Here is a 20,043-nt window from a genome sequence, read left to right as displayed (position 1 = left end):
GACAGAAGTGGGTGGCAAGCTGAACATGTCTCATGTTGCCCGTTGTTCTCTTTTCCGCCAGCACGCTTTGTGCCAGTATGGCTCGTTACGTGGAGCGTTGTCGGGAGCGAGTGTGAGCAGCAAAGTTGAACAACTGCGTGCGCAGTTAAATGAACGTATTCTGGTGCTGGACGGCGGTATGGGCACCATGATCCAGAGCTATCGTCTACATGAAGAAGATTTCCGCGGGGAGCGCTTTGCCGACTGGCCCTGCGACCTGAAAGGCAACAATGACCTGCTGGTCCTCAGCAAGCCGGAGGTGATCGCCGCTATCCACAACGCCTACTTTGAGGCGGGCGCGGATATCATCGAAACCAACACCTTTAACTCGACAACCATTGCGATGGCGGATTACCGGATGGAATCCCTGTCGGCGGAAATTAACTATGCGGCGGCCAAACTGGCGCGCGCCTGCGCCGATGAATGGACGGCGCGAACACCAGAAAAACCACGCTTTGTTGCGGGCGTGCTTGGTCCAACTAACCGCACGGCCTCCATTTCGCCGGACGTCAACGACCCGGCGTTTCGTAATATCACCTTCGATCAGCTGGTGGTGGCCTACCGTGAATCCACTAAAGCGCTGGTGGAAGGTGGCGTAGATCTGATTCTGATTGAGACCGTCTTTGACACCCTGAATGCGAAAGCGGCGGTGTTTGCGGTGAAAGAAGAGTTTGAAGCGCTGGGCGTTGATCTGCCGATCATGATTTCCGGCACCATCACCGACGCCTCTGGTCGTACGCTTTCCGGCCAGACTACCGAAGCGTTCTATAACTCGCTGCGCCACGCCGAGGCGCTCACTTTTGGCCTTAACTGCGCGCTGGGGCCAGATGAACTGCGCCAGTACGTCCAGGAGCTGTCGCGGATTGCCGAATGCTACGTCACCGCGCACCCGAACGCCGGCCTGCCGAACGCTTTCGGCGAGTACGACCTCGACGCCGACACCATGGCGAAACAGATTCGCGAATGGGCGGAAGCGGGCTTCCTGAATATCGTTGGCGGCTGCTGTGGCACTACGCCAGAGCATATCGCCGCCATGAGCCGCGCCGTTGCCGGTTTGCCGCCGCGCCAGCTGCCGGATATCCCGGTCGCCTGCCGCCTTTCCGGCCTGGAGCCGCTGAACATTGGCGACGATAGCCTGTTTGTCAACGTCGGCGAACGTACTAACGTCACCGGCTCGGCCAAATTTAAACGCTTGATCAAAGAAGAGAAATACAGCGAAGCGCTGGATGTCGCCCGTCAGCAGGTAGAAAGCGGCGCGCAGATTATTGATATCAATATGGATGAGGGGATGCTCGACGCCGAAGCGGCGATGGTGCGTTTCCTCAGCCTGATTGCCGGTGAGCCGGACATTGCCCGTGTACCAATCATGATTGACTCCTCCAAATGGGAGGTTATCGAAAAAGGGCTGAAGTGCATTCAGGGTAAAGGCATCGTCAACTCTATTTCGATGAAAGAGGGCGTGGAAGCCTTTATTCATCATGCGAAGTTGCTACGTCGCTATGGCGCCGCAGTGGTGGTGATGGCTTTTGATGAGCAGGGGCAGGCCGATACCCGCGCGCGTAAAATCGAAATTTGCCGCCGAGCCTACAAAATTTTGACCGAAGAGGTAGGCTTTCCGCCGGAAGACATCATCTTCGACCCGAATATCTTCGCCGTCGCCACCGGTATTGAAGAGCACAACAACTACGCGCAGGACTTTATCGGCGCTTGTGAAGACATCAAACGCGAGCTGCCGCACGCGCTGATCTCCGGCGGCGTGTCTAACGTGTCCTTCTCGTTCCGCGGCAACGACCCGGTACGTGAGGCTATCCACGCGGTATTCCTCTACTACGCCATCCGCAACGGCATGGACATGGGCATCGTCAACGCCGGGCAACTGGCGATTTATGACGATCTGCCCGCCGAGCTGCGCGATGCGGTTGAAGATGTCATTCTTAACCGTCGCGATGACGGCACCGAGCGTTTGCTGGAACTGGCGGAGAAATATCGCGGCAGTAAAACCGACGAGGCTGCCAACGCCCAGCAGGCGGAATGGCGTAGCTGGGACGTGAAAAAGCGTCTCGAATACTCGCTGGTGAAAGGCATTACCGAATTTATCGAACAGGATACCGAAGAAGCCCGCCAGCAGGCCGCCCGCCCGATTGAGGTGATCGAAGGCCCGCTGATGGACGGCATGAACGTGGTCGGCGACCTGTTCGGCGAAGGGAAAATGTTCCTGCCGCAGGTGGTGAAATCCGCTCGCGTGATGAAACAAGCGGTGGCCTACCTGGAGCCGTTTATTGAAGCCAGCAAAGAAAAAGGCTCCAGCAACGGCAAGATGGTGATTGCCACCGTGAAGGGCGATGTGCACGACATTGGCAAGAACATTGTCGGCGTGGTGCTGCAATGCAACAACTACGAAATCGTCGATCTCGGCGTGATGGTGCCAGCGGAGAAAATCCTCAGAACGGCGCGTGAAGTGAATGCCGATCTGATTGGTCTTTCCGGGCTGATTACCCCGTCGCTGGACGAAATGGTCAACGTGGCGAAAGAGATGGAGCGTCAGGGCTTTACTATCCCGCTACTGATCGGCGGCGCAACCACTTCGAAAGCGCATACGGCGGTGAAAATCGAGCAGAACTACAGCGGTCCGACGGTCTACGTGCAGAATGCTTCGCGTACCGTGGGCGTGGTGGCGGCGCTACTCTCCGACACCCAGCGTGATGACTTTGTCGCCCGTACCCGCAAAGAGTACGAAACCGTGCGTATTCAGCACGCCCGCAAAAAACCGCGCACGCCGCCGGTCACGCTGGAAGCGGCGCGCGATAACGATCTGGCATTCGATTGGGAACGCTACACCCCGCCGGTAGCCCACCGTCTGGGCGTGCAGGAGGTGGAAGCCAGCATCGAAACTCTGCGCAACTACATCGACTGGACGCCGTTCTTTATGACCTGGTCGCTGGCAGGGAAGTATCCGCGTATCCTCGAAGATGAAGTGGTGGGTGAAGAGGCGCAGCGTTTGTTTAAAGACGCCAATGATATGCTGGATAAACTGAGCGCCGAGAAACTGTTGAATCCGCGTGGCGTGGTGGGCCTGTTCCCGGCGAACCGCATCGGCGATGACATCGAAATCTATCGCGACGAAACCCGTACTCATGTTCTGACGGTCAGCCACCACCTGCGCCAGCAGACCGAGAAAGTCGGTTTTGCCAACTACTGCTTGTCTGACTTTGTTGCGCCGAAACTGAGCGGCAAAGCGGACTACATCGGCGCGTTTGCAGTCACCGGCGGTCTTGAAGAAGACGCCCTGGCTGATGCTTACGAAGCGCAACACGACGACTATAACAAGATCATGGTGAAAGCGATTGCCGACCGTCTGGCGGAAGCGTTTGCCGAGTACCTGCATGAGCGTGTACGTAAGGTTTACTGGGGATATGCGCCGAACGAGAGCCTGAGTAACGACGAATTAATCCGCGAAAACTACCAGGGGATTCGCCCGGCGCCGGGTTATCCTGCCTGCCCGGAACATACCGAAAAAGGCACTATCTGGCAGCTACTGGATGTCGAAAAACACACCGGGATGAAGCTCACCGAATCTTTCGCCATGTGGCCTGGCGCGTCGGTCTCCGGCTGGTACTTCAGCCATCCTGAGAGCAAATACTTCGCGGTAGCGCAGATCCAACGCGATCAGGTGACAGATTATGCTTTTCGTAAAGGAATGAGCGTTGAGGACGTTGAGCGATGGCTGGCGCCGAACCTGGGTTACGATGCGGACTGATTCATAAAATCGTCACTTTTCCTTACAACATACAAGGCACTCATTGGGTGCCTTGTCTCTTTCTTACAATTAAACCCTTATACTGAAGGAAGGCTCTACGCTGAATTTGCCGGATGGCGGCGTAAACGCCTTATCCAGCATACCGTATTACGTATGGTAAGCCCGGTGGCGTGCAACGCCAGCAGGCCTTAACGCTTTGCGCCATCAGGCAATTTATCGCAAGTGAGCTTCAGGAAAACGTATAACGATAAGGAGAACCTGACGCCGTGTTAACTTTGCTCCATCTACTTTCTGCCGTTGCGCTGTTGGTATGGGGAACACATATCGTTCGTACTGGCGTAATGCGCGTGTTTGGCGCGCGTCTACGCACTGTCCTCAGCCGCAGCGTGGAAAAGAAACCGCTCGCCTTTTGTGCGGGTATCGGTGTTACCGCGCTGGTACAAAGCAGTAACGCCACCACTTTATTGGTAACGTCGTTTGTCGCCCAGGATCTTGTCGCCCTGACGCCAGCTCTGGTGATTGTGCTGGGCGCTGATGTGGGTACTGCGCTAATGGCGCGTATTCTCACCTTTGATTTGTCGTGGCTGTCGCCGCTGCTGATTTTTATTGGCGTGATTTTCTTTTTGGGACGTAAGCAGTCCCGTGCCGGGCAGCTTGGTCGCGTCGGTATCGGGCTTGGCCTGATTCTACTGGCGCTGGAGCTGATTGTGCAGGCGGTGACGCCGATCACTCAGGCTAATGGCGTGCAGGTCATTTTCGCGTCGCTGACGGGCGACATTATGCTGGATGCGCTGATTGGCGCGATGTTCGCTATTATCAGTTATTCCAGCCTGGCGGCGGTGTTGCTGACGGCGACCCTGACGGCGGCGGGGATTATATCGTTCCCGGTAGCGTTGTGCCTGGTCATCGGCGCCAATCTGGGATCGGGGCTGCTGGCGATGCTCAATAACAGCGCCGCCAATGCTGCCGCGCGTCGCGTAGCGCTCGGCAGCCTATTGTTCAAATTGATCGGCAGCCTGGTCATCCTGCCGTTTGTCCATCCGCTGGCGAATCTGATGGATGAGCTATCGCTACCGAAATCAGAGCTGGTGATCTATTTCCACGTTTTCTATAACCTGGTGCGCTGCCTGGCGATGGTGCCATTTGCCGAGCTGATGGCGCGTTTTTGTAAACGAATTATTCGTGATGAGCCTGAACTGGATACCCATCTGAAGCCGAAACATCTGGATGTCAGCGCGCTGGATACGCCAACGCTGGCGCTGGCTAATGCTGCCCGCGAGGTGTTGCGCATTGGCGATGCGATGGAACAGATGATGGAAGGGCTAAAAAAGGTCATGCACGGCGAGCCGCGTGAAGAGAAAGCGCTGCGCAAGCTGGCGGATGACGTTAACGTGCTCTACACCGCGATTAAGCTTTATCTGGCGCGAATGCCGAAAGACGAGCTGGCGGCGGAGGAGTCCCGCCGGTGGGCGGAGATTATTGAGATGGCCCTGAACCTCGAACAGGCGTCGGATATTATCGAGCGAATGGGCAGTGAGATTGCCGACAAGTCGCTGGCGGCGCGTCGGGCATTTTCAGAAGAAGGATTGAAAGAGCTGGATGCGCTTTACGATCAACTGCTCAGTAATCTGCAACTGGCGATGTCGGTCTTTTTCTCCGGCGATGTCACCAGCGCCCGTCGGTTGCGCCGCAGTAAACATCGCTTCCGTATACTTAATCGCCGATACTCACATGCGCATGTCGACCGCCTGCACCAGCAGAACGTGCAAAGCATTGAAACCAGCTCGCTTCATTTAGGGCTGCTGGGCGATATGAAGCGTCTTAACTCACTGTTCTGTTCGGTCGCCTATAGCGTACTGGAACAACCGGATCAGGACGAGGAACGGGGCGAGTATTAAGTGAAATGCCGGGTGGCGGCGTAAACGTCTTCCGGCCTACGGAGAACATGCGCGTAGGCCCGCCATTCGGCATTCAATGTGGCCTGGGATTAAAAGCGATGACCCGCTTCCAGCGCCACGGCCTCTTCGCCCGCTTTAAACACCCAGGTGGTATTCGGGCCGCCGAGAACCGCCTGGCCGTTGCTCACCTGAATCCAGTTACCTTCCGGCAAACCAATCACTGTCAGTTCCGGCGCGACCACCAGCAGTTCGCGAATACGCTGCTCGCGGGTCTCGCCCTTATGACCTTCCGGCAAGGCGTTAGTGAAGTGAGGATTAATTTGCAGCGGGAACAGATCCAGCGCGTCGAAACCGTTTGGATCGACGATCGGCATATCGTTGGTCGTGCGGATAGTCGGGCAGGCAAGGTTGGCGCCCGCGCTCCAGCCGATATACAGCGCGCCGCGTTTTACCCTGTCCGCCACCGGCGCCAGCAGCCCGCGTTCACGCGATTCTTTCAGTAGCTGGAAGGTATTTCCGCCGCCGACAATAATGATTTCCGCTTTCTCAATCGCCGCAAGCGGATCGGCGACACGATGAATCCCTGTGACGTTTATCCCTAATGGCGCAAGTACCTCTGCGGTTTTATCCGTGTACTCGTCCCATGTTTGCGTGACGCCGGCAAACGGAATAAACACGGCTGAACGTCGACCGTTCAATTGATTCGCTATCAGCGGCAGAGCGTGTTCCAGCCAGGCTTTACCCGGCAGCGTCGAGTTACTTAATAAAAGCAGTTCCATTACTTCTCCACCTCATCAGGAAATGTCAAAACGTAATAATGCTACCATTATCCATTTAATGTCTTACTGATATGGCTCATGATGTTACGCGTGTTACAGGCAACGCGCGGTCGCTAAAAGTGACGCCAGGCCAGATCTGCTATCTGGTATCGCCTGAAAAATTACAGGTATAATCCGCAAAATTATTTAACACGTTTAGAGACGAAAATGGCAAAACTGACCTTACAAGAGCAACTGCTACAAGCGGGATTAGTGACCAGCAAAAAAATGGCCAAAGTCCAGCGCACGGCTAAAAAATCACGCGTTCAGGCTCGTGAGGCCAGAGAGGCGGTGGAAGAAAATAAAAAGGCGCAACTTGAGCGTGATAAACAACTCAGTGAACAGCAAAAACAAGCGGTTTTAGCGAAAGAGTTTAAAGCTCAGGTTAAGCAACTTATTGAAATGAATAGAATCAATGTATCTAAAGGCGATATTGGTTTTAACTTCACCGATAATAACGTCATCAAAAAAATAGACGTGGATAAGCTCACTCAGACGCAACTGATTAATGGGCGTCTCGCGATTGCGCGTCTGGTTATCAATAACAGCGGTGAATGTGAATATGCGATTATTCCCGCGAGCGTCGCCGATAAAATCGCACAACGAGATGCGGACAGTATTGTCGTAAACAGTGCGCTGAGTCAGGAAGAGCAGGACGAAGATGATCCGTATGCCGATTTTAAAGTTCCTGACGATTTGATGTGGTAAGTCACATTCCCGACGTTTATGTAGAAAAATTTCTCAGAGAGTAAATATGCTGACCGACACATCTACCCGGCTTAATAAATATATCAGTGAAAGCGGCATCTGTTCGCGTCGCGAGGCGGACCGTTTTATCGAACAGGGCAATGTCTTTATCAACGGCAAACGCGCCGCCATTGGCGATCAGGTGGTCGCCGGGGATGTTGTTAAAGTAAATGGTCGGTTGATTGAGCCGCGAGAAGCGGATGATTTAGTACTGATTGCGCTGAATAAACCGGTTGGCATTGTCAGTACCACTGAAGACGGCGAACGCGACAATATTGTCGATTTTGTGAACCACAGCAAACGTATCTTCCCGATTGGTCGTCTGGATAAAGACTCGCAGGGGCTGATATTTCTGACTAACCACGGCGATCTGGTCAATAAGATTCTGCGTGCCGGTAACGATCACGAAAAAGAGTATCTGGTGACGGTGGATAAACCGATTACCGACGAGTTTATACGCGGTATGGGCGCTGGCGTGCCGATTCTGGGTACCGTCACCAAAAAATGTAAGGTGAAAAAAGAGGCGCCGTTTGTCTTTCGCATTACCCTGGTGCAGGGATTAAACCGTCAGATCCGTCGTATGTGTGAATACTTTGGTTATGAAGTGACGAAACTGGAGCGTACGCGCATTATGAACGTCAGTCTGAGCGGGATTCCGCTGGGCGAGTGGCGCGATCTGACGGACGATGAGCTGATCGATCTGTTTAAGTTGATTGAGCGTTCCTCTTCCGAAGCCAAACCAAAGGCCAAAGCGAAGCCGAAGACCACGGGTATTAAGCGACCGGTCGTGGCGATCGAAAAAAGCAATGAGAAAGCGCGCCCGGCATCAAGCGGTAAGCGCTTTACCTCGCCGGGACGAAAGAAGAAAGGACGTTAACGTCTGCCGCGCGTCGGCGTATTCGCCGACCAGGAGAATGACGCTTCCGTATCGGGTTTATACGCCTGCTTCTTCTTCAACTGGCGGGCTTTTTTCGCTTCAGCCTCACGCAGCGCCATCAGCTTATCGATGTACTCCTTTTTTACGCTGTTGGTCTCAGAATTGGTCAGCGGACGTCCGTGCGCAATACGGGCGCGGTCCAGCAACGTTTTCAGTTCGCGCTGTTCGCGCTCGGTCATCTCTTTTTGGGTAATGCGGGGGAGTGCCATACGGGTGCCCTCAGTTAGCCGATGCATTTAGTCTACGGCAATACGCAACGGGCGGATAGCGTGTAAGCCGGGTAAGCTTGCGCCACCCGGCAATATTTTAATTTACCTTTGCCGTTTCGCCCGATTTTTCAACAATCGGTTTCCCGGACCAGTAACCAGCCAGTAGTGACCCTGAAAGGTTGTGCCACACTGAGAACAGCGCGCCAGGCAGCGCTGCGAGCGGGCCAAAGTAGATTTTACCCAATGCAGCAGCAAGACCAGAGTTCTGCATCCCGACTTCGATCGCCAGCGTTCGACAGGTTGACTCATCAAAACCGAACAGACGTCCACCCCAGTAGCCGCCAAGCAGGCCAAGGGTGTTATGCAGGATCACCGCGATGATCACCATAAAGCCGACGGAGGCGATATGTGAAGCTGAACCCGCGACCACCGCGCTGATGATTGCCAAAATGCACACCATCGAGAATGCTGGCAGATAAGGTTTTACCACTTTCACTACGCGCGGAAACAGATGGTGAATCACCAACCCCAGCGTGATTGGAATGACCACAATCTGTAGAATGCTCAGCAGCATACCCATCACGTCGACTTGAATATGGGCATCGACGTACAGGCGCGTGAGTAGTGGTGTGGCGACCACGCCGACCAGCGTGGAGACCGATGAAATGGTGACTGAGAGCGCGACGTCTCCCTTCGCCAGATAGATCATTACGTTAGAGGCCGTGCCGCTGGCTACGCTACCGACCAGTACCATCCCGGCGGACAGATCTGGCGGCATCTTAAACAGCAACGCCAGCAGCCATGCCGCGAGCGGCATTACCAGATAGTGCAGGAATATCCCTGCGGCGACAGGGGCTGGTCGGGAGAGCACGCGTTTAAAGTCGTCAACGTTAAGATGGACCCCCATACCGAACATAATCAACATCAGTAGTGTCGCGACCCACGGCCCAACAGGAGTAAAGGTGGATGGTGTGTAATACGCAGTGAGAGAGAGCAGCAGCGCCCATAACGGGAACAGCCGGGTAATGACGGCGAGCATGTTGTTTTCCTTGCAAGTATGTTGTGTTTGTTATCAACGGGTCAGGATCGAGCCAGACCATAGTTATTGTTTATCGCGTGAAGGAAGATTATTCAAACAAATTACGCTCATGATCCAGTGTGGGCACGTGGCAGGCTGGATGACGCGCCTGCGTCGCCATCCGGCAACGCATTGCCCGATGGCGCTTACGCTACCGTATTAGAAATATATAGAGGTTCTGGTGGCGTAAAGAAAAGCGCCGGCATTGAAGAGAAGGAAGCTTTAACGCAGTGATAACTTATATTGTTTCACTTTGCTTTGGATTGTGTTTTTTAAACTAAAATAAGGCACCCAGGGCAATGCTGTGTTCCAGGGGCGAGGGGAACCATGAAAACAGACTATGCTTGCTCCGTCAGGTAATTTTCCATTACCTGTCCCATCGTATAGTTCAGGGTTAAAACCAATCATTTTTGGTGTTGCTATATTAGCTTTGTAACTAATAATTCTTCCGGGTAAGATGTTTTGCCATCTTTCAGCATCTTGACATATTCTGCCGATAAATCCTTGATCGCCATGATAGGGTGGGGTTCTTATGGCATTGATTTCCTTTTCAGGATTTTTCATAAATTCATCCCACACATTTTTTTTTGCGGGTGCAGGAATAAACATAATACCTGTTGCTGGCGCAACTGAAGCACCATGCTGAGAAAAGTCATTAAGTAATGTTATTTTTTTCATAGTTGTCAGAGGTTTAATATCTCCCACAATAACGCTATCTATATCAATATAGAGAATATCCTCATTACCAAGAACAGGATGCAGTGGATTGAAAAGTTCTAGTTTTGCCCACCATCCTGGCCAATCATACAAAAGAGGCGCTGTATTTACCCCTTTTATCTTTAGCGCATCTGTTAAACAAACAGAATCATAACCTTTGAGCTGCTTATGTAACCATTGAGCATGTTTTGTGGTGAAGTCTTTGCTTTGTCTGAGCACAGAAACAATAATCATTATATTCCCCGGTGAATATTAGGTGATTTTAGCCATGTTCCACTATATTTAATGTGCTTTATATTGCAACAAAATTAGTGTTCATATGGTTATCGAAGTTTAATTACATTCAAGATGTGAATGTAATTTATTTGTTTATAATGTTATTAATATATGTAATGTAAGTTGATAAATGTTTTAATGATTGTTTTGTCTTTTATATTTTCATGGGGATATATAAAATAAGAGTTGGGATGGGAGTGATCTTATTTCCCCTTTTTACTGCTCCCAGCTCTATATCAATTCCAAATTTGGAATTTAGCTTGCGATTAATCCATAATCCAGTTTTTTTCTGTTTTTTTGAACCATAGATATACATCTCATTTGCCAGACGCCACCAAAATAAAAAAATTACGACGGCGATTGTTATTGGCCTGCATAAGTAATCGATAGAATAAAAATTCATTACTGCGAATAATCTCATGTCGCCAGTATTCCCGTAATCCATTTCCTTTTTTAGATATGGAAAATAATAAGCAATGTAAGAGTTTGATTTTTTCTTCCTCCAATGAAGAAAGCTATCTTGTTAAATAAGTGTTATTATCGTAGGGGGGGCACGTATCAATTGGTAAAAATACTATAAGATGGTTTTTTATAATACTTCATTTGCTATGCAAACTGAACATTTGATGCTAACAAATAAATACTAACGGGTATTACTTAATTCAACACCGCCGGGCTTTATACCCGGCGAGAGATTCAGCAATCGTATTGCCAGCTACTGACTAAGGCATAAAGGTGGCTGGGGGAGTAGCGCCAGCTATCGTTTAGTCCGAGAAATTCAGCGCAAAACTCGCTGCAAAACAGTTTATCTTTGCGCTCCCGGTTATACAGCGCGATACCGAGCGCGCCCTGCCAGTCATAGCGTTTGCCGTTGTGTTTGCGGAAAAAGACTTCCACTTCCGGCAACGTGGCCTTTAACGGTAGCTTATCCCACTTATCGTCCGGTAACGGTATTATCTTTCCCCGCACGCCGCGATCGCGAAACGACGCGGAGTAGCACAGGTATTCATTACCGCCGTGTTCTACCGCCAGTTCACAGTGAGAGTAGATACCGCGCGTGACTTTGCGCGTGAGCCAGTCGACAAACCTGGCGATGCCGCGATACTCCGATCGCCCCTTATAGCAAGCGAGCCAGACGGTGGTTTGACTCATGGCTGCCAGCCTGATGAATAGTCGTAGTCGAGCACAGCCTCGATATCCCCCAGCGCTTCTACCGCCGCAATATGCCGCTGCGCGTTGGCAAACAGGCGCATGTCGTGATCCATAGTGACGGTTTCAAACTGCGCGGCGATGTCGTTGGTCAGTTCAATCAAACCGTTATTTTTGGTCTGCCACATTAACCCTGCCGGAATCTGCTTTGCCTGACCCATTCTGGTGAGTGACATTTGCTGAATACGGCTGTTAGCATCGCTGTGGAAATGGTTGCCGTCGATAACGATATAATCGGCGGTAACGGTGTCGCGCCGGGTTTTGATTTGCTGAATTTTGGCTGCTTTTATATCGCTAAGAACCATACGCATCTGAGTTTCATCAAATACCCATTCGCCTTTTTCCAGCTTATAAAAGTTACCTGGTGGTGGAGCAGTGACAAATGATAATGTTTCACTATTAACCCAGGTACGATTATTCGTGTTTGCGTATTCTTGCCATTGTTGTTCAGTAACTTCAATCAAATATTTTCTTTCTGGATAATTGTAGAGTTCTGTATCCATCCAGTCCAGGACAATAAATGATTGTGGATCATAATATGCGTATTTTGCCATTTTAATTTACCATGAAATTTTTACGAAACCAGGGGAGCCATTTGTGCCACTGGTATTTCCAAGATTTGTTAAGTCACTATTTTGATAATTAAATGGTGGAAGATAGGAGCCGCCAGCCCCTCCTGCACCATAGCCTGTCGCTGATGTAGGAGGTATCATATTTGCTTTATATCCTCCATTCGCTAATGATTCGGTTATAACTGTTCCTGGTTTCCCTCCGGCTCCATAAAGTGAGCCTTCACCGCTGTGTCCATAGTATAATTCTGCATATACAACCATTTCGTGCGAGGCATATGGCATAGGATGATCAACAAATTTAATATAAGGTTGAATATTTCTAGTATGGTAAATACTTTCGCCTCCAATTCCCCCAGCCGCAGTGATGTCTGAGAAGGAGGAACTACCGCCATCAAAACTCTTTCTATAGATAGTCGTTTGATCAGTCACTGTTCCTACTGATGTCGTCGGGGGATTTGACCAAAATGCTCCCCCACACCCACCAGCTCCAATTTTTACGGGAAATTGTTGGCCTGGAACTACATTAACAATACTGACAATTTGTTCTCCAGCGTGACCGCCACGCGCCTCGTAATTGATTGATTGAGACCCGCCAGCCCCACCGCCGCCACCGCCCATTACTTCGATAAATAGAGTCGTCACTCCATCTGGAACCGTAAATGTCCCATTTGTGGTAAAAAACTGCGTATGAGTATGGTTCGCCGGGGCCGCCGCGTTTGCCTTGTCCATCGCCGCCTTTACCGCACTGGGCGTTGCCGCCTCCGTCGTACTGGTACTGTCCGTCGCATTATTAAGTTTCACGATCCCTTTTTGCGTCAGCGTGCCGTCCGGGACGCCGGTAATCTGGTTCCAGACGTGAGTATGGTTCGCCGGAGCTGCCGCATTCGCCTTATCCATCGCCGCCTTGACTGCACTCGGCGTTGCCGCTTCCGTTGTGCTGGTGCTGTCCGTCGCACTACTAAGCTGAACAATTCCTTTTTGCGTCAGCGTACCGTCCGGAACGCCAGTGATCTGGTTCCAGGTATGCGTGTGATTACGCGCTTCCGCCATCGCCGCTTTCACCGCCTTTGGCGTGGCGGCTTTGGTTTCGTCATCGCTGTCAGTGGCGTTACTGAGCTGCGTAAAGCCTTTCTGCGTTAATGTCGCATCCGGGTGATTTGTCGAATGTTCATGCTCGTCCAGCCGGGCATCCACATAGTCGCGCGTCGCCAGCACGATGCTCGGATCGACCGTCAGCGTCACCGCCGTGGTGTTGGAGACCTCCATAATCAGGCGGATACAAACCTGCTTGCCGCAGCCACCCGGCAGCAGCGGTTTGTAGGATTCCGGGAATTTGCCGATGGCGATCAGCTCGCCCTCGTCGTCGAATACGCCCACTTCACGTACGTACCAGCCGCCAACATCCTCCGGCAGCACCAACTCGGCAATCAGCCAGTTAGGGTTATTCGGCGCAACGGTCAGCGTATTCATCTCGCCGCGCCAGACTTCGTGGCGTAAATTGGTCTGGCTGGCGGTCGGTTCATAATATTGTCCGCCGCCGTCGCCAACCGCTATCTTTTGCAGATGTATCTGTTTCTTATCCGCAAGGGCACTGGCGATTTTCGCCATTCCCCAGTCGGTCAGGAGGGTATAAAACTCATTATCCATAATTACTCCGGGTAAATAGATGTAATTTCAAGGCTCCATTGCCCTGTACCGAAATAGATCGGTTTAGTTTGTTGAACTTCCAGAACCTGGAAGGGTAAGACGGTCGTTATTTCTCCACCGTAAAGCGCGCTGCCGATAACAGGAATAGCGCTTTGGTTAATTATCCAGACAATTAACGCTTCCAGCTTTGAGCGCACGTTCTTATACTCATGAATAAGATCGACCAGGTTATTAAACAGATTTTCATCCATGCCCTGGTTAATTAGCTCAATTTCAACCTTAAAAAAATAAGCCTTACCGCCATACTCAAACCATTCGGAAATCGTGCCGGGTAAGGATAATATTTCCAGAACGCGGCGAACGGCCCAGGGAGTTCCTTTATATTTATGCAGTTCAATCGCCTGTTTAATTAACTCTCGTTTCTCCTGTTCATTGGCGGCAAATAGCCAGCCTTCAAGCCCCTGAACATGAAACTGCCCGGCCAACGAGGGCAATGCCGAGGCATCAACGATATCCACCAGATAGACCAGCAACGCCGTCAGGTCGATTTGCGCAAAGCGTTCGGCGGCGATATTTGCCAGAATTGAGAAACGTTCGTCGCTGGCCAGCGGCGGCGGCAGAAGCAGTTTATCCATCGCTGACTCCGGCAATCGTCACGTCAATGGCCGTGCATTCCGCCCATTCGTGCGCCTGTAGTACCTTTTTCGCAGGCATATCCAGCGCGACGTCGTAAACGCCATCCACTTGTAGCACTTTAATTATCTGGTTTGGCACAATGTCCTGGCCCAGCCGGGTTTGGCGCGAGCGCGTCCATGTATTAATCGCTTCACGCGCGGCGGCAAGCGTCGTCTCCTGATCGGTGGTGGTAAACAGCGTCAGCCGGGCGCGGATCTGATAAGCCACGCGCGGAGAACATTTAGCGCTCACCTTATCGGTTAGCGGGCGCTTTTTCTCTTTGCTCACCTCCTGTTCGATCTGGGCAAGAAGCTCCGGCCCCGGCAGACCGTTCAGGGTCAGCGGATAGAGTTCCACGCAGCCTTCTGCCAGCCCTTCATCCGGCCCCAGCACCGCCACGTCGATAATCGACTGGCTGACCGAGAGCGTATGGAAGCGATAGGCGCCATAGCTGCCCGCGTTGCTGAAACTTTCCGGCGCTAGCTGGATGCGTTTACGCAGCGCGTCGTCGTTCTCTTCGCCGCAGCCGCCACTTGAGGCCGTCAGATTGGTGACGCTGAGATCGTAATTGCCTACCCGATCCACCAGCGCGCTGATTTGCGCGGGTTGCCAGTTATTGCCGGATTCACCGGTTGCTACACAGGTTGCAGTTACCGCAACGCTCAGGCTGCCCGCAGGCAACACAACATCTTCGTCGGTGGCGAACATCACGCTATCCGACGCGCTGGCGCGAGTCCCTTGTGGAATCACCAGGTTACTTTTAGCCGCTTGAGTAACAGAAAACTGCAGCGTGGTTTTTGCCGCCTGAGCGGGCAGACGGTGAACGCCAACCAGCTCGCCTAAATAATCCAGCATGGGCGCGCGGGAATACGCGACCAGGTTTTGCTTCGCCGCCTCCTGGATGGCGATGCGGACAAGGTTTTCACGATAAGCAAACAGGTCAATGAGCAGCCGCTCAGCCTGCGCCGGGTAGAGTTTTTTACCGCTGGCTTCTTCATATTGCGCAATCATCTCGCTGGTGATTTGCGCGGGATCGCGGTCAATAAAGTCGGGTTCTGCTATCGCCATAACACCTCCGTTGAGTTAATTACGCCGTCTGCGGCGCGCCATTGCACGCGTAACGTCAGGTGTTCGCCGTCAATCGTCGGCGTCACCTTCAGCAACCGGCAGCGGGGTTCCCACATGCGAATCGCCTCCACCGATTCCCGAACAACGTGCGGAATAGCCCGCTCGATCGGGTAATCGATGTAGCGCCACAGATTGCTGCCAAAAAGCGGCCTGTGGGGATCGCTGCCGCGCGGCGTGCGCAGAATGATGTGTATTGCCTGATGAATATCATCCAGCCCGCAGACGTATTCTTCAGGACGTTGCAAGGCAGGTTGCCAGTGCAGGGTCGAGGGTCGTGTTTTCGTGTTCATGAGGCTATTTTCGCCTTCCGGCGGGGGGAGAGATATTAAAGCGCTTTAAGGAAATAATTGATGGCGGGGTCAGAATGTGTTTTGCCCGGCGGCGCTTCTGCGCTTACCGGGCCTGTGTTGATGCACATTTTGTTAAATGGCGAAGATCGCGTTTTACGTAAAGTTAAAATGAAATTGCTGTAATTTCACCTTTGCCTACAGAAGCGTAGTACCAGAATTCATCATTGATTTCTGCGTGCTTCATTTTTTCAACTGGAATCGTTTTCTGCCGTCCATTAACCGAGAGTGTGATCGAACCCGTTAGCTGCTCCCGGCTGATAATAGCGAAATCCCCGCGGGTGTTGCTATAAGCCGTCGTTTCATTGGAAAGGCTGTGCTTCGCTCCATTAGCGATTACAGAATAATCAAAATTGACTTTCTTTTTGAAAATAGCTTGTACATGATAATACTCGCCGTAAACAGCAGGATCATGGAATAAACCAAAATGACCACCGCTATTTTGCAACTTGACGAAATAATAGTCAGGGATGATAAACTTCTGTTTACCTGCCGCTATTTCTTTAGTAATGATTTTTTGTCTTACGATTTCCTGTCCGGCCGTTTTTTTATAACCGTTAAGCATCAATGAATAGGACCAAAGGAATACGATACCACAGAGGACAGTCACGGCAGCTACGCCTACGACTCCAGCCTTAACGCCGCTTTTCAACAGGGCGTAAGCGATGAAGGAGATAGCTAAAAGGAAAAACATAAACGTACCGTTCATAACCCGATCGGGGTAGGACGGCGACGCGAACATGATTAAGGAAGTGCCAATACCTATACATACGACTAACGCAGCGCAGATAAGGGACGTTTTATCAATTTTGGCGCGAATCTGCTTATTGAATATGACCAGTAAGACCAGCAATAACAAAACAACATAAGCTATCCAGATCAGCGCCAGATGGTTATGAACGCGTTCTGTTAAGTGAATGAAAATACGTTCAAAAATCGGCCTTCCATACCAGAATTCTTTGCCGCTGGCGCGGATGAAATTGCCCGGAGAAAGTATCAATACGCATGAACCTGCGATTGCACAGAGACTATAAACTATCTTATTGCGCGAAACAGATTTGTTTTGCCATAACTCGTATGCAATGGCCAGAACAGAAATAAGCGAGACGAAAGGTGAGACGCTTTCATTGGAACAGCCTGCCATAAAGCTTAGTAATGCAACCCACGGGCTGATCGCTTTACTGTTTTTTATTGTTATGGTGTAAAAGAAGAACAGCCATGCAACAACGAACAGATTCGTCCACAAATAATTCGCAGCACCAACGATCCAGAAAGTGGTTTGACCCAAATTCGGGTTCGAAATCCAGTAAGTGAAGAATATTAGTGGGAATAATAAGTAGTCGGATTTATTCCAGCGTAATGTACCTGAGGGTGTCTTCACAATGAAATAACAAAATACCAGTGTCGAAACGGCTGCGCTGATGGAATACACGAGTTGAGAACGTGTATACAGGATGAGTGCGCTGGTGTAATCAGCTATAATCCTGCCACTCCATGTCATATAATGATGAAAATGTGATTCCGGCGAAATTCCTAAAAGGTAATAGCGGTAATCATCAGAGTGAATGGGGGTATACCATTCAATAAGAAAAATGGCCAAAAAAGCCAGTAGTATCATCGCCGTTTTCGGTAATATCTTGAGCATAGTGTTCATTATTCCATCATTGTTTTTTTGTTTTTCACGATATAGCGGGGTCTTTGCTTCACCTCCGTGTAAACGCGTCCGATATATTCACCCATGATGCCTATGCCGATAAGCTGGATGCCGCCTAAGAAGAGAATCGCGGTCATAAGCGAAGGATAACCGGGAACAGGGTTTCCCCACATCAATTTATCAATGATCATCCACATGGCATATATCAGGGAGAGGGCAGAAACGCTCACTCCTATATACGTCCAGATACGCAAAGGGAAAGTAGAAAAACTTGTAATCCCCTCCAGCGCCAGGTTCCAGAGTTTCCAGCCATTAAATTTTGAGCTACCTGCGACACGTTCAGCACGGGCATATTCGACAACATCTGTTTGACCTCCAACCCATGAAAGTATACCTTTCATGAAAAGGTTACGTTCTGGTAATAGCTTGATATTTTCTACAATCTCGCGCGACATCAATCGAAAATCACCGACATTCTCTTCAATCTTTGGCGTACTGATTTTGTTATGCAGCCTGTAGAACCACTCAGCGCTTTTACGCTTCAGGTGGCCATCCGTTGAACGATCGATACGCTTAGCCAGCACCATTTCTGCACCAGCCTGCCATTTATTGATCAAATGTGGGATTACTTCGATGGGATCTTGTAAATCAACATCGATAGGGATCACCACATCTCCGGTCGCGTAATCCAATCCGGCAAAAAGTGCAGGTTCTTTACCAAAATTGCGGGTAAATGAGATCGGAACAACAAGAGGATCGGCAACAGCTAATGCGCTGATGATTGATTCAGTCGCATCGTGACTCCCATCATTAACGAAGATAATCTCAACGTTATAAGGTTTAAGTGAACTGTATTCTCTGACCGTTTTATAGAAAATAGGGATCGCGTCCTCTTCATTAAAGACGGGAACCACTAATGAAATTTTCATTTCTCATTCCTGAAAACAATGAATCTGGAATATAAAAATCCGCAAATAAGGCTAATTGCGGAAAATACAATGAGCGTAAAAATGGGAGGCATAGCACACTTGTCGCCTGTCCATCCCACGACGGCGCTCAGCACGCCCATAAAACCGACGTACAGCAAATAACGTCCGGTTGATACGCTGGCTCCAAAGGTAAACCGGGCGTTAGCGAAAAAACTAAAACTGACAGCGACAGCAAAGCCCGTTACGTTTGCCAAAGCCTGACTTGTTTGAAATCCATAGACGCAAAGGGCAAAGATAGCCCAGTGCAAAGCAGTATTAAGTACGCCTATCGAAACGTACTTTATAAATAATTTTATCATTATAGCAATCAAGAAGTTGTAATTCAGCGAAGTCTACCAGACAAAACTGAGAGGATCATTCCTGAACAGCAGATTTTATGTAAGCAGGGCGAAGTTAAAGTAAAAAATAGCGTTAGTTTTCCAATATACATATATGCAATATTTGCAGCGCAAAGTGATTACATTTTCATCGGAAATAGCGCGGGAAAAGGGCTTAATCACGTTGCGCTGAAATAAATATCCTCCAGCAATTTGCCCGGTGGCGCTTCTGCGCTTACCGGGCCGGTGTTTATGCACCTTTTGCAGGCTGGATAAGGCGAAGCCACCATCCAGCAATTTGCAGGTTAGTGAGAGTGGTGGTTGGAGTTGCCGCCGCTGTCCATCACTGAACCGCTGGCGTTAATGTTGCCGAGGATATTCACGTTGCCGGTAATCACCGCGCTGTTTCCGACGCCGCCGCTGCCTGCCATACCGCCAAGCCAGGTGAGTTTTTTCATCACGGTAACGTCGCCGGTAAAGGTGCTGAGCGGCGCATCGACGGTGACATTCAGCGCTTTAATGCCCGTATGGGGCGCTTCCACGTTGACATCTACCGCTTTGACGCCCACGGAGGTGGCCGCCACGTCTACGGTTTCTGATATCACCGTGACGTGCTGCGCCCTGACCTCTACTTGCGGTGAAGTAAGCTGCGTACGTTCCTTCACTTCAATGACGATTTTTTCTATGCCGCCGTTGATGGTGAGCTGGTGTAACGCACGGTCATATTCAAAGGCCGCGCCGTCGGAAAACTGCACGTAGCGCTTGTCGCGCGAGGCCAGCGGCGCGGTATCCACGCTGGAGTAGACCGCACCCAGCACCACACCGTCTTCGCCGTTGTCGTCGAGCAAAACCTCCACCTGTTCGCCAATATCCGGCAACCAGTAATCTTTGTTGTCCTGTGTGTTGCGTTGCAGCACCGCAAGCCAGTTACTGCGCAGGTTATCGCACTCCGGTAGAGTGACTCTGACGCGCACGACCGCCTCATCAATATCGCTGATAATGCCCGTCTGGCGGGTAACGCCTTTCATA

General features: G+C 50.9%; 20 protein-coding genes. 5 read left to right on the top strand and 15 right to left on the bottom strand.

Annotation, left to right across the window (positions count from 1 at the left end):
- The first annotated feature begins 112 nt into the window (after positions 1-112).
- Together metH and QEN31_RS21905 are read left to right on the top strand one after the other, a co-directional pair.
- The gene (gene metH / locus QEN31_RS21910) at positions 113-3,796 is read left to right on the top strand and encodes a methionine synthase (protein WP_099949734.1); all 3,684 of its coding nucleotides are present in this window, start codon (positions 113-115) and stop codon (positions 3,794-3,796) included.
- 266 nt (positions 3,797-4,062) lie between these two features.
- Positions 4,063-5,694: a Na/Pi cotransporter family protein gene (locus tag QEN31_RS21905; RefSeq protein ID WP_000956811.1), complete on the top strand. Its 1,632-nt coding sequence runs from the start codon at positions 4,063-4,065 to the stop codon at positions 5,692-5,694.
- 89 nt (positions 5,695-5,783) lie between these two features.
- On the opposite strand, the gene pepE is transcribed toward QEN31_RS21905, so the two are convergent.
- Complete coding sequence (gene pepE, locus QEN31_RS21900; protein ID WP_000421783.1) at positions 5,784-6,473, bottom strand: dipeptidase PepE; 690 nt, start codon at positions 6,471-6,473, stop codon at positions 5,784-5,786.
- Between the two features lie 71 nt (positions 6,474-6,544).
- Here pepE and QEN31_RS21895 point away from each other — a divergent pair, with 71 nt between their 5' ends.
- The 3 genes from QEN31_RS21895 to rluF are packed head-to-tail and all read left to right on the top strand — an operon-like array spanning position 6,545 to position 8,136.
- Complete coding sequence (locus QEN31_RS21895) at positions 6,545-6,646, top strand: hypothetical protein (RefSeq protein WP_031608259.1); 102 nt, start codon at positions 6,545-6,547, stop codon at positions 6,644-6,646.
- Between the two features lie 34 nt (positions 6,647-6,680).
- Entirely contained in the window at positions 6,681-7,220 is a 540-nt protein-coding gene (locus tag QEN31_RS21890) for a DUF2058 domain-containing protein (protein WP_001096724.1), read from the top strand.
- Positions 7,221-7,266: 46 nt separating this feature from the next.
- A complete protein-coding gene (rluF, locus tag QEN31_RS21885) occupies positions 7,267-8,136 on the top strand; it encodes a 23S rRNA pseudouridine(2604) synthase RluF (RefSeq protein ID WP_000954618.1) in 870 nt (289 codons plus the stop codon).
- Here rluF and QEN31_RS21880 read toward each other — a convergent pair.
- The 14 genes from QEN31_RS21880 to QEN31_RS21815 form a co-directional block, all read right to left on the bottom strand.
- Positions 8,133-8,405: a DUF3811 domain-containing protein gene (locus QEN31_RS21880; RefSeq protein ID WP_001207628.1), complete on the bottom strand. Its 273-nt coding sequence runs from the start codon at positions 8,403-8,405 to the stop codon at positions 8,133-8,135. The two genes, rluF and QEN31_RS21880, sit on opposite strands and share 4 nt — an antisense overlap.
- A 97-nt stretch (positions 8,406-8,502) precedes the next feature.
- On the bottom strand, positions 8,503-9,444 hold the full coding sequence (gene panS / locus QEN31_RS21875) for a ketopantoate/pantoate/pantothenate transporter PanS (RefSeq protein ID WP_000881652.1): 942 nt from the start codon (positions 9,442-9,444) through the stop codon (positions 8,503-8,505).
- 261 nt (positions 9,445-9,705) lie between these two features.
- Positions 9,706-10,434 (bottom strand): hypothetical protein, encoded by a 729-nt coding sequence (locus tag QEN31_RS21870; RefSeq protein WP_023200869.1) that lies wholly within the window; start codon positions 10,432-10,434, stop codon positions 9,706-9,708.
- A 196-nt stretch (positions 10,435-10,630) separates the two neighbouring features.
- The gene (locus QEN31_RS21865) at positions 10,631-10,921 is read right to left on the bottom strand and encodes a hypothetical protein (protein WP_064239901.1); all 291 of its coding nucleotides are present in this window, start codon (positions 10,919-10,921) and stop codon (positions 10,631-10,633) included.
- Positions 10,922-11,172: 251 nt separating this feature from the next.
- On the bottom strand, positions 11,173-11,628 hold the full coding sequence (locus tag QEN31_RS21860; protein WP_000084337.1) for a hypothetical protein: 456 nt from the start codon (positions 11,626-11,628) through the stop codon (positions 11,173-11,175).
- Positions 11,625-12,239 (bottom strand): DUF4376 domain-containing protein, encoded by a 615-nt coding sequence (locus QEN31_RS21855; protein ID WP_064239902.1) that lies wholly within the window; start codon positions 12,237-12,239, stop codon positions 11,625-11,627. The genes QEN31_RS21860 and QEN31_RS21855 overlap by 4 nt, the downstream gene beginning before the upstream one ends.
- 6 nt (positions 12,240-12,245) lie before the next feature.
- A complete protein-coding gene (locus QEN31_RS21850) occupies positions 12,246-13,904 on the bottom strand; it encodes a phage tail-collar fiber domain-containing protein (RefSeq protein ID WP_064239903.1) in 1,659 nt (552 codons plus the stop codon).
- Positions 13,905-13,906: 2 nt separating this feature from the next.
- Positions 13,907-14,539 carry a phage tail protein I gene (locus QEN31_RS21845; RefSeq protein WP_000359503.1) on the bottom strand — a complete coding sequence of 211 codons (633 nt, stop codon included), beginning with the start codon at positions 14,537-14,539 and terminating at the stop codon, positions 13,907-13,909.
- On the bottom strand, positions 14,532-15,647 hold the full coding sequence (locus tag QEN31_RS21840; RefSeq protein ID WP_064239904.1) for a baseplate assembly protein: 1,116 nt from the start codon (positions 15,645-15,647) through the stop codon (positions 14,532-14,534). Before QEN31_RS21840 ends, QEN31_RS21845 begins: the two co-directional genes overlap by 8 nt.
- Positions 15,638-15,997 (bottom strand): GPW/gp25 family protein, encoded by a 360-nt coding sequence (locus tag QEN31_RS21835; RefSeq protein WP_001093501.1) that lies wholly within the window; start codon positions 15,995-15,997, stop codon positions 15,638-15,640. The genes QEN31_RS21840 and QEN31_RS21835 overlap by 10 nt, the downstream gene beginning before the upstream one ends.
- A gap of 163 nt (positions 15,998-16,160) precedes the next feature.
- The gene (locus QEN31_RS21830) at positions 16,161-17,708 is read right to left on the bottom strand and encodes a DUF6056 family protein (RefSeq protein WP_001095009.1); all 1,548 of its coding nucleotides are present in this window, start codon (positions 17,706-17,708) and stop codon (positions 16,161-16,163) included.
- Entirely contained in the window at positions 17,708-18,637 is a 930-nt protein-coding gene (locus tag QEN31_RS21825; protein WP_000703634.1) for a glycosyltransferase family 2 protein, read from the bottom strand. The genes QEN31_RS21830 and QEN31_RS21825 overlap by 1 nt, the downstream gene beginning before the upstream one ends.
- Positions 18,634-18,996, bottom strand: coding sequence for a GtrA family protein (locus tag QEN31_RS21820; RefSeq protein WP_000593184.1), 363 nt, complete (start codon positions 18,994-18,996; stop codon positions 18,634-18,636). Before QEN31_RS21820 ends, QEN31_RS21825 begins: the two co-directional genes overlap by 4 nt.
- A 323-nt stretch (positions 18,997-19,319) precedes the next feature.
- The gene (locus QEN31_RS21815; RefSeq protein WP_099949733.1) at positions 19,320-20,042 is read right to left on the bottom strand and encodes a phage baseplate assembly protein V; all 723 of its coding nucleotides are present in this window, start codon (positions 20,040-20,042) and stop codon (positions 19,320-19,322) included.
- Between the last annotated feature and the right edge of the window lies 1 nt (position 20,043).

Source organism: Salmonella sp. SA15303 (genome assembly GCF_029962125.1).
Classification (GTDB): domain Bacteria; phylum Pseudomonadota; class Gammaproteobacteria; order Enterobacterales; family Enterobacteriaceae; genus Salmonella; species Salmonella enterica.
The sequence above is the reverse complement of the archived record's forward strand: the minus strand, read 5'-3'. Positions and strand labels throughout refer to the sequence as shown.

What these genes read in the sequence shown, in the direction of transcription:
- QEN31_RS21855 (WP_064239902.1), bottom strand. Translation starts at nt 12,239, where the DNA reads ATGGCAAAATACGCATATTATGATCCACAATCATTTATTGTCCTGGAC.
- QEN31_RS21850 (WP_064239903.1), bottom strand. Translation starts at nt 13,904, where the DNA reads ATGGATAATGAGTTTTATACCCTCCTGACCGACTGGGGAATGGCGAAA.
- pepE (WP_000421783.1), bottom strand. Translation starts at nt 6,473, where the DNA reads ATGGAACTGCTTTTATTAAGTAACTCGACGCTGCCGGGTAAAGCCTGG.
- rluF (WP_000954618.1), top strand. Translation starts at nt 7,267, where the DNA reads ATGCTGACCGACACATCTACCCGGCTTAATAAATATATCAGTGAAAGC.
- QEN31_RS21860 (WP_000084337.1), bottom strand. Translation starts at nt 11,628, where the DNA reads ATGAGTCAAACCACCGTCTGGCTCGCTTGCTATAAGGGGCGATCGGAG.
- QEN31_RS21880 (WP_001207628.1), bottom strand. Translation starts at nt 8,405, where the DNA reads ATGGCACTCCCCCGCATTACCCAAAAAGAGATGACCGAGCGCGAACAG.
- QEN31_RS21895 (WP_031608259.1), top strand. Translation starts at nt 6,545, where the DNA reads ATGGCTCATGATGTTACGCGTGTTACAGGCAACGCGCGGTCGCTAAAA.
- QEN31_RS21830 (WP_001095009.1), bottom strand. Translation starts at nt 17,708, where the DNA reads ATGAACACTATGCTCAAGATATTACCGAAAACGGCGATGATACTACTG.
- QEN31_RS21870 (WP_023200869.1), bottom strand. Translation starts at nt 10,434, where the DNA reads ATGATTATTGTTTCTGTGCTCAGACAAAGCAAAGACTTCACCACAAAA.
- QEN31_RS21820 (WP_000593184.1), bottom strand. Translation starts at nt 18,996, where the DNA reads ATGATAAAATTATTTATAAAGTACGTTTCGATAGGCGTACTTAATACT.
- QEN31_RS21890 (WP_001096724.1), top strand. Translation starts at nt 6,681, where the DNA reads ATGGCAAAACTGACCTTACAAGAGCAACTGCTACAAGCGGGATTAGTG.
- QEN31_RS21825 (WP_000703634.1), bottom strand. Translation starts at nt 18,637, where the DNA reads ATGAAAATTTCATTAGTGGTTCCCGTCTTTAATGAAGAGGACGCGATC.
- QEN31_RS21865 (WP_064239901.1), bottom strand. Translation starts at nt 10,921, where the DNA reads ATGGATTACGGGAATACTGGCGACATGAGATTATTCGCAGTAATGAAT.
- QEN31_RS21840 (WP_064239904.1), bottom strand. Translation starts at nt 15,647, where the DNA reads ATGGCGATAGCAGAACCCGACTTTATTGACCGCGATCCCGCGCAAATC.
- QEN31_RS21815 (WP_099949733.1), bottom strand. Translation starts at nt 20,042, where the DNA reads ATGAAAGGCGTTACCCGCCAGACGGGCATTATCAGCGATATTGATGAG.
- QEN31_RS21835 (WP_001093501.1), bottom strand. Translation starts at nt 15,997, where the DNA reads ATGAACACGAAAACACGACCCTCGACCCTGCACTGGCAACCTGCCTTG.
- QEN31_RS21845 (WP_000359503.1), bottom strand. Translation starts at nt 14,539, where the DNA reads ATGGATAAACTGCTTCTGCCGCCGCCGCTGGCCAGCGACGAACGTTTC.
- panS (WP_000881652.1), bottom strand. Translation starts at nt 9,444, where the DNA reads ATGCTCGCCGTCATTACCCGGCTGTTCCCGTTATGGGCGCTGCTGCTC.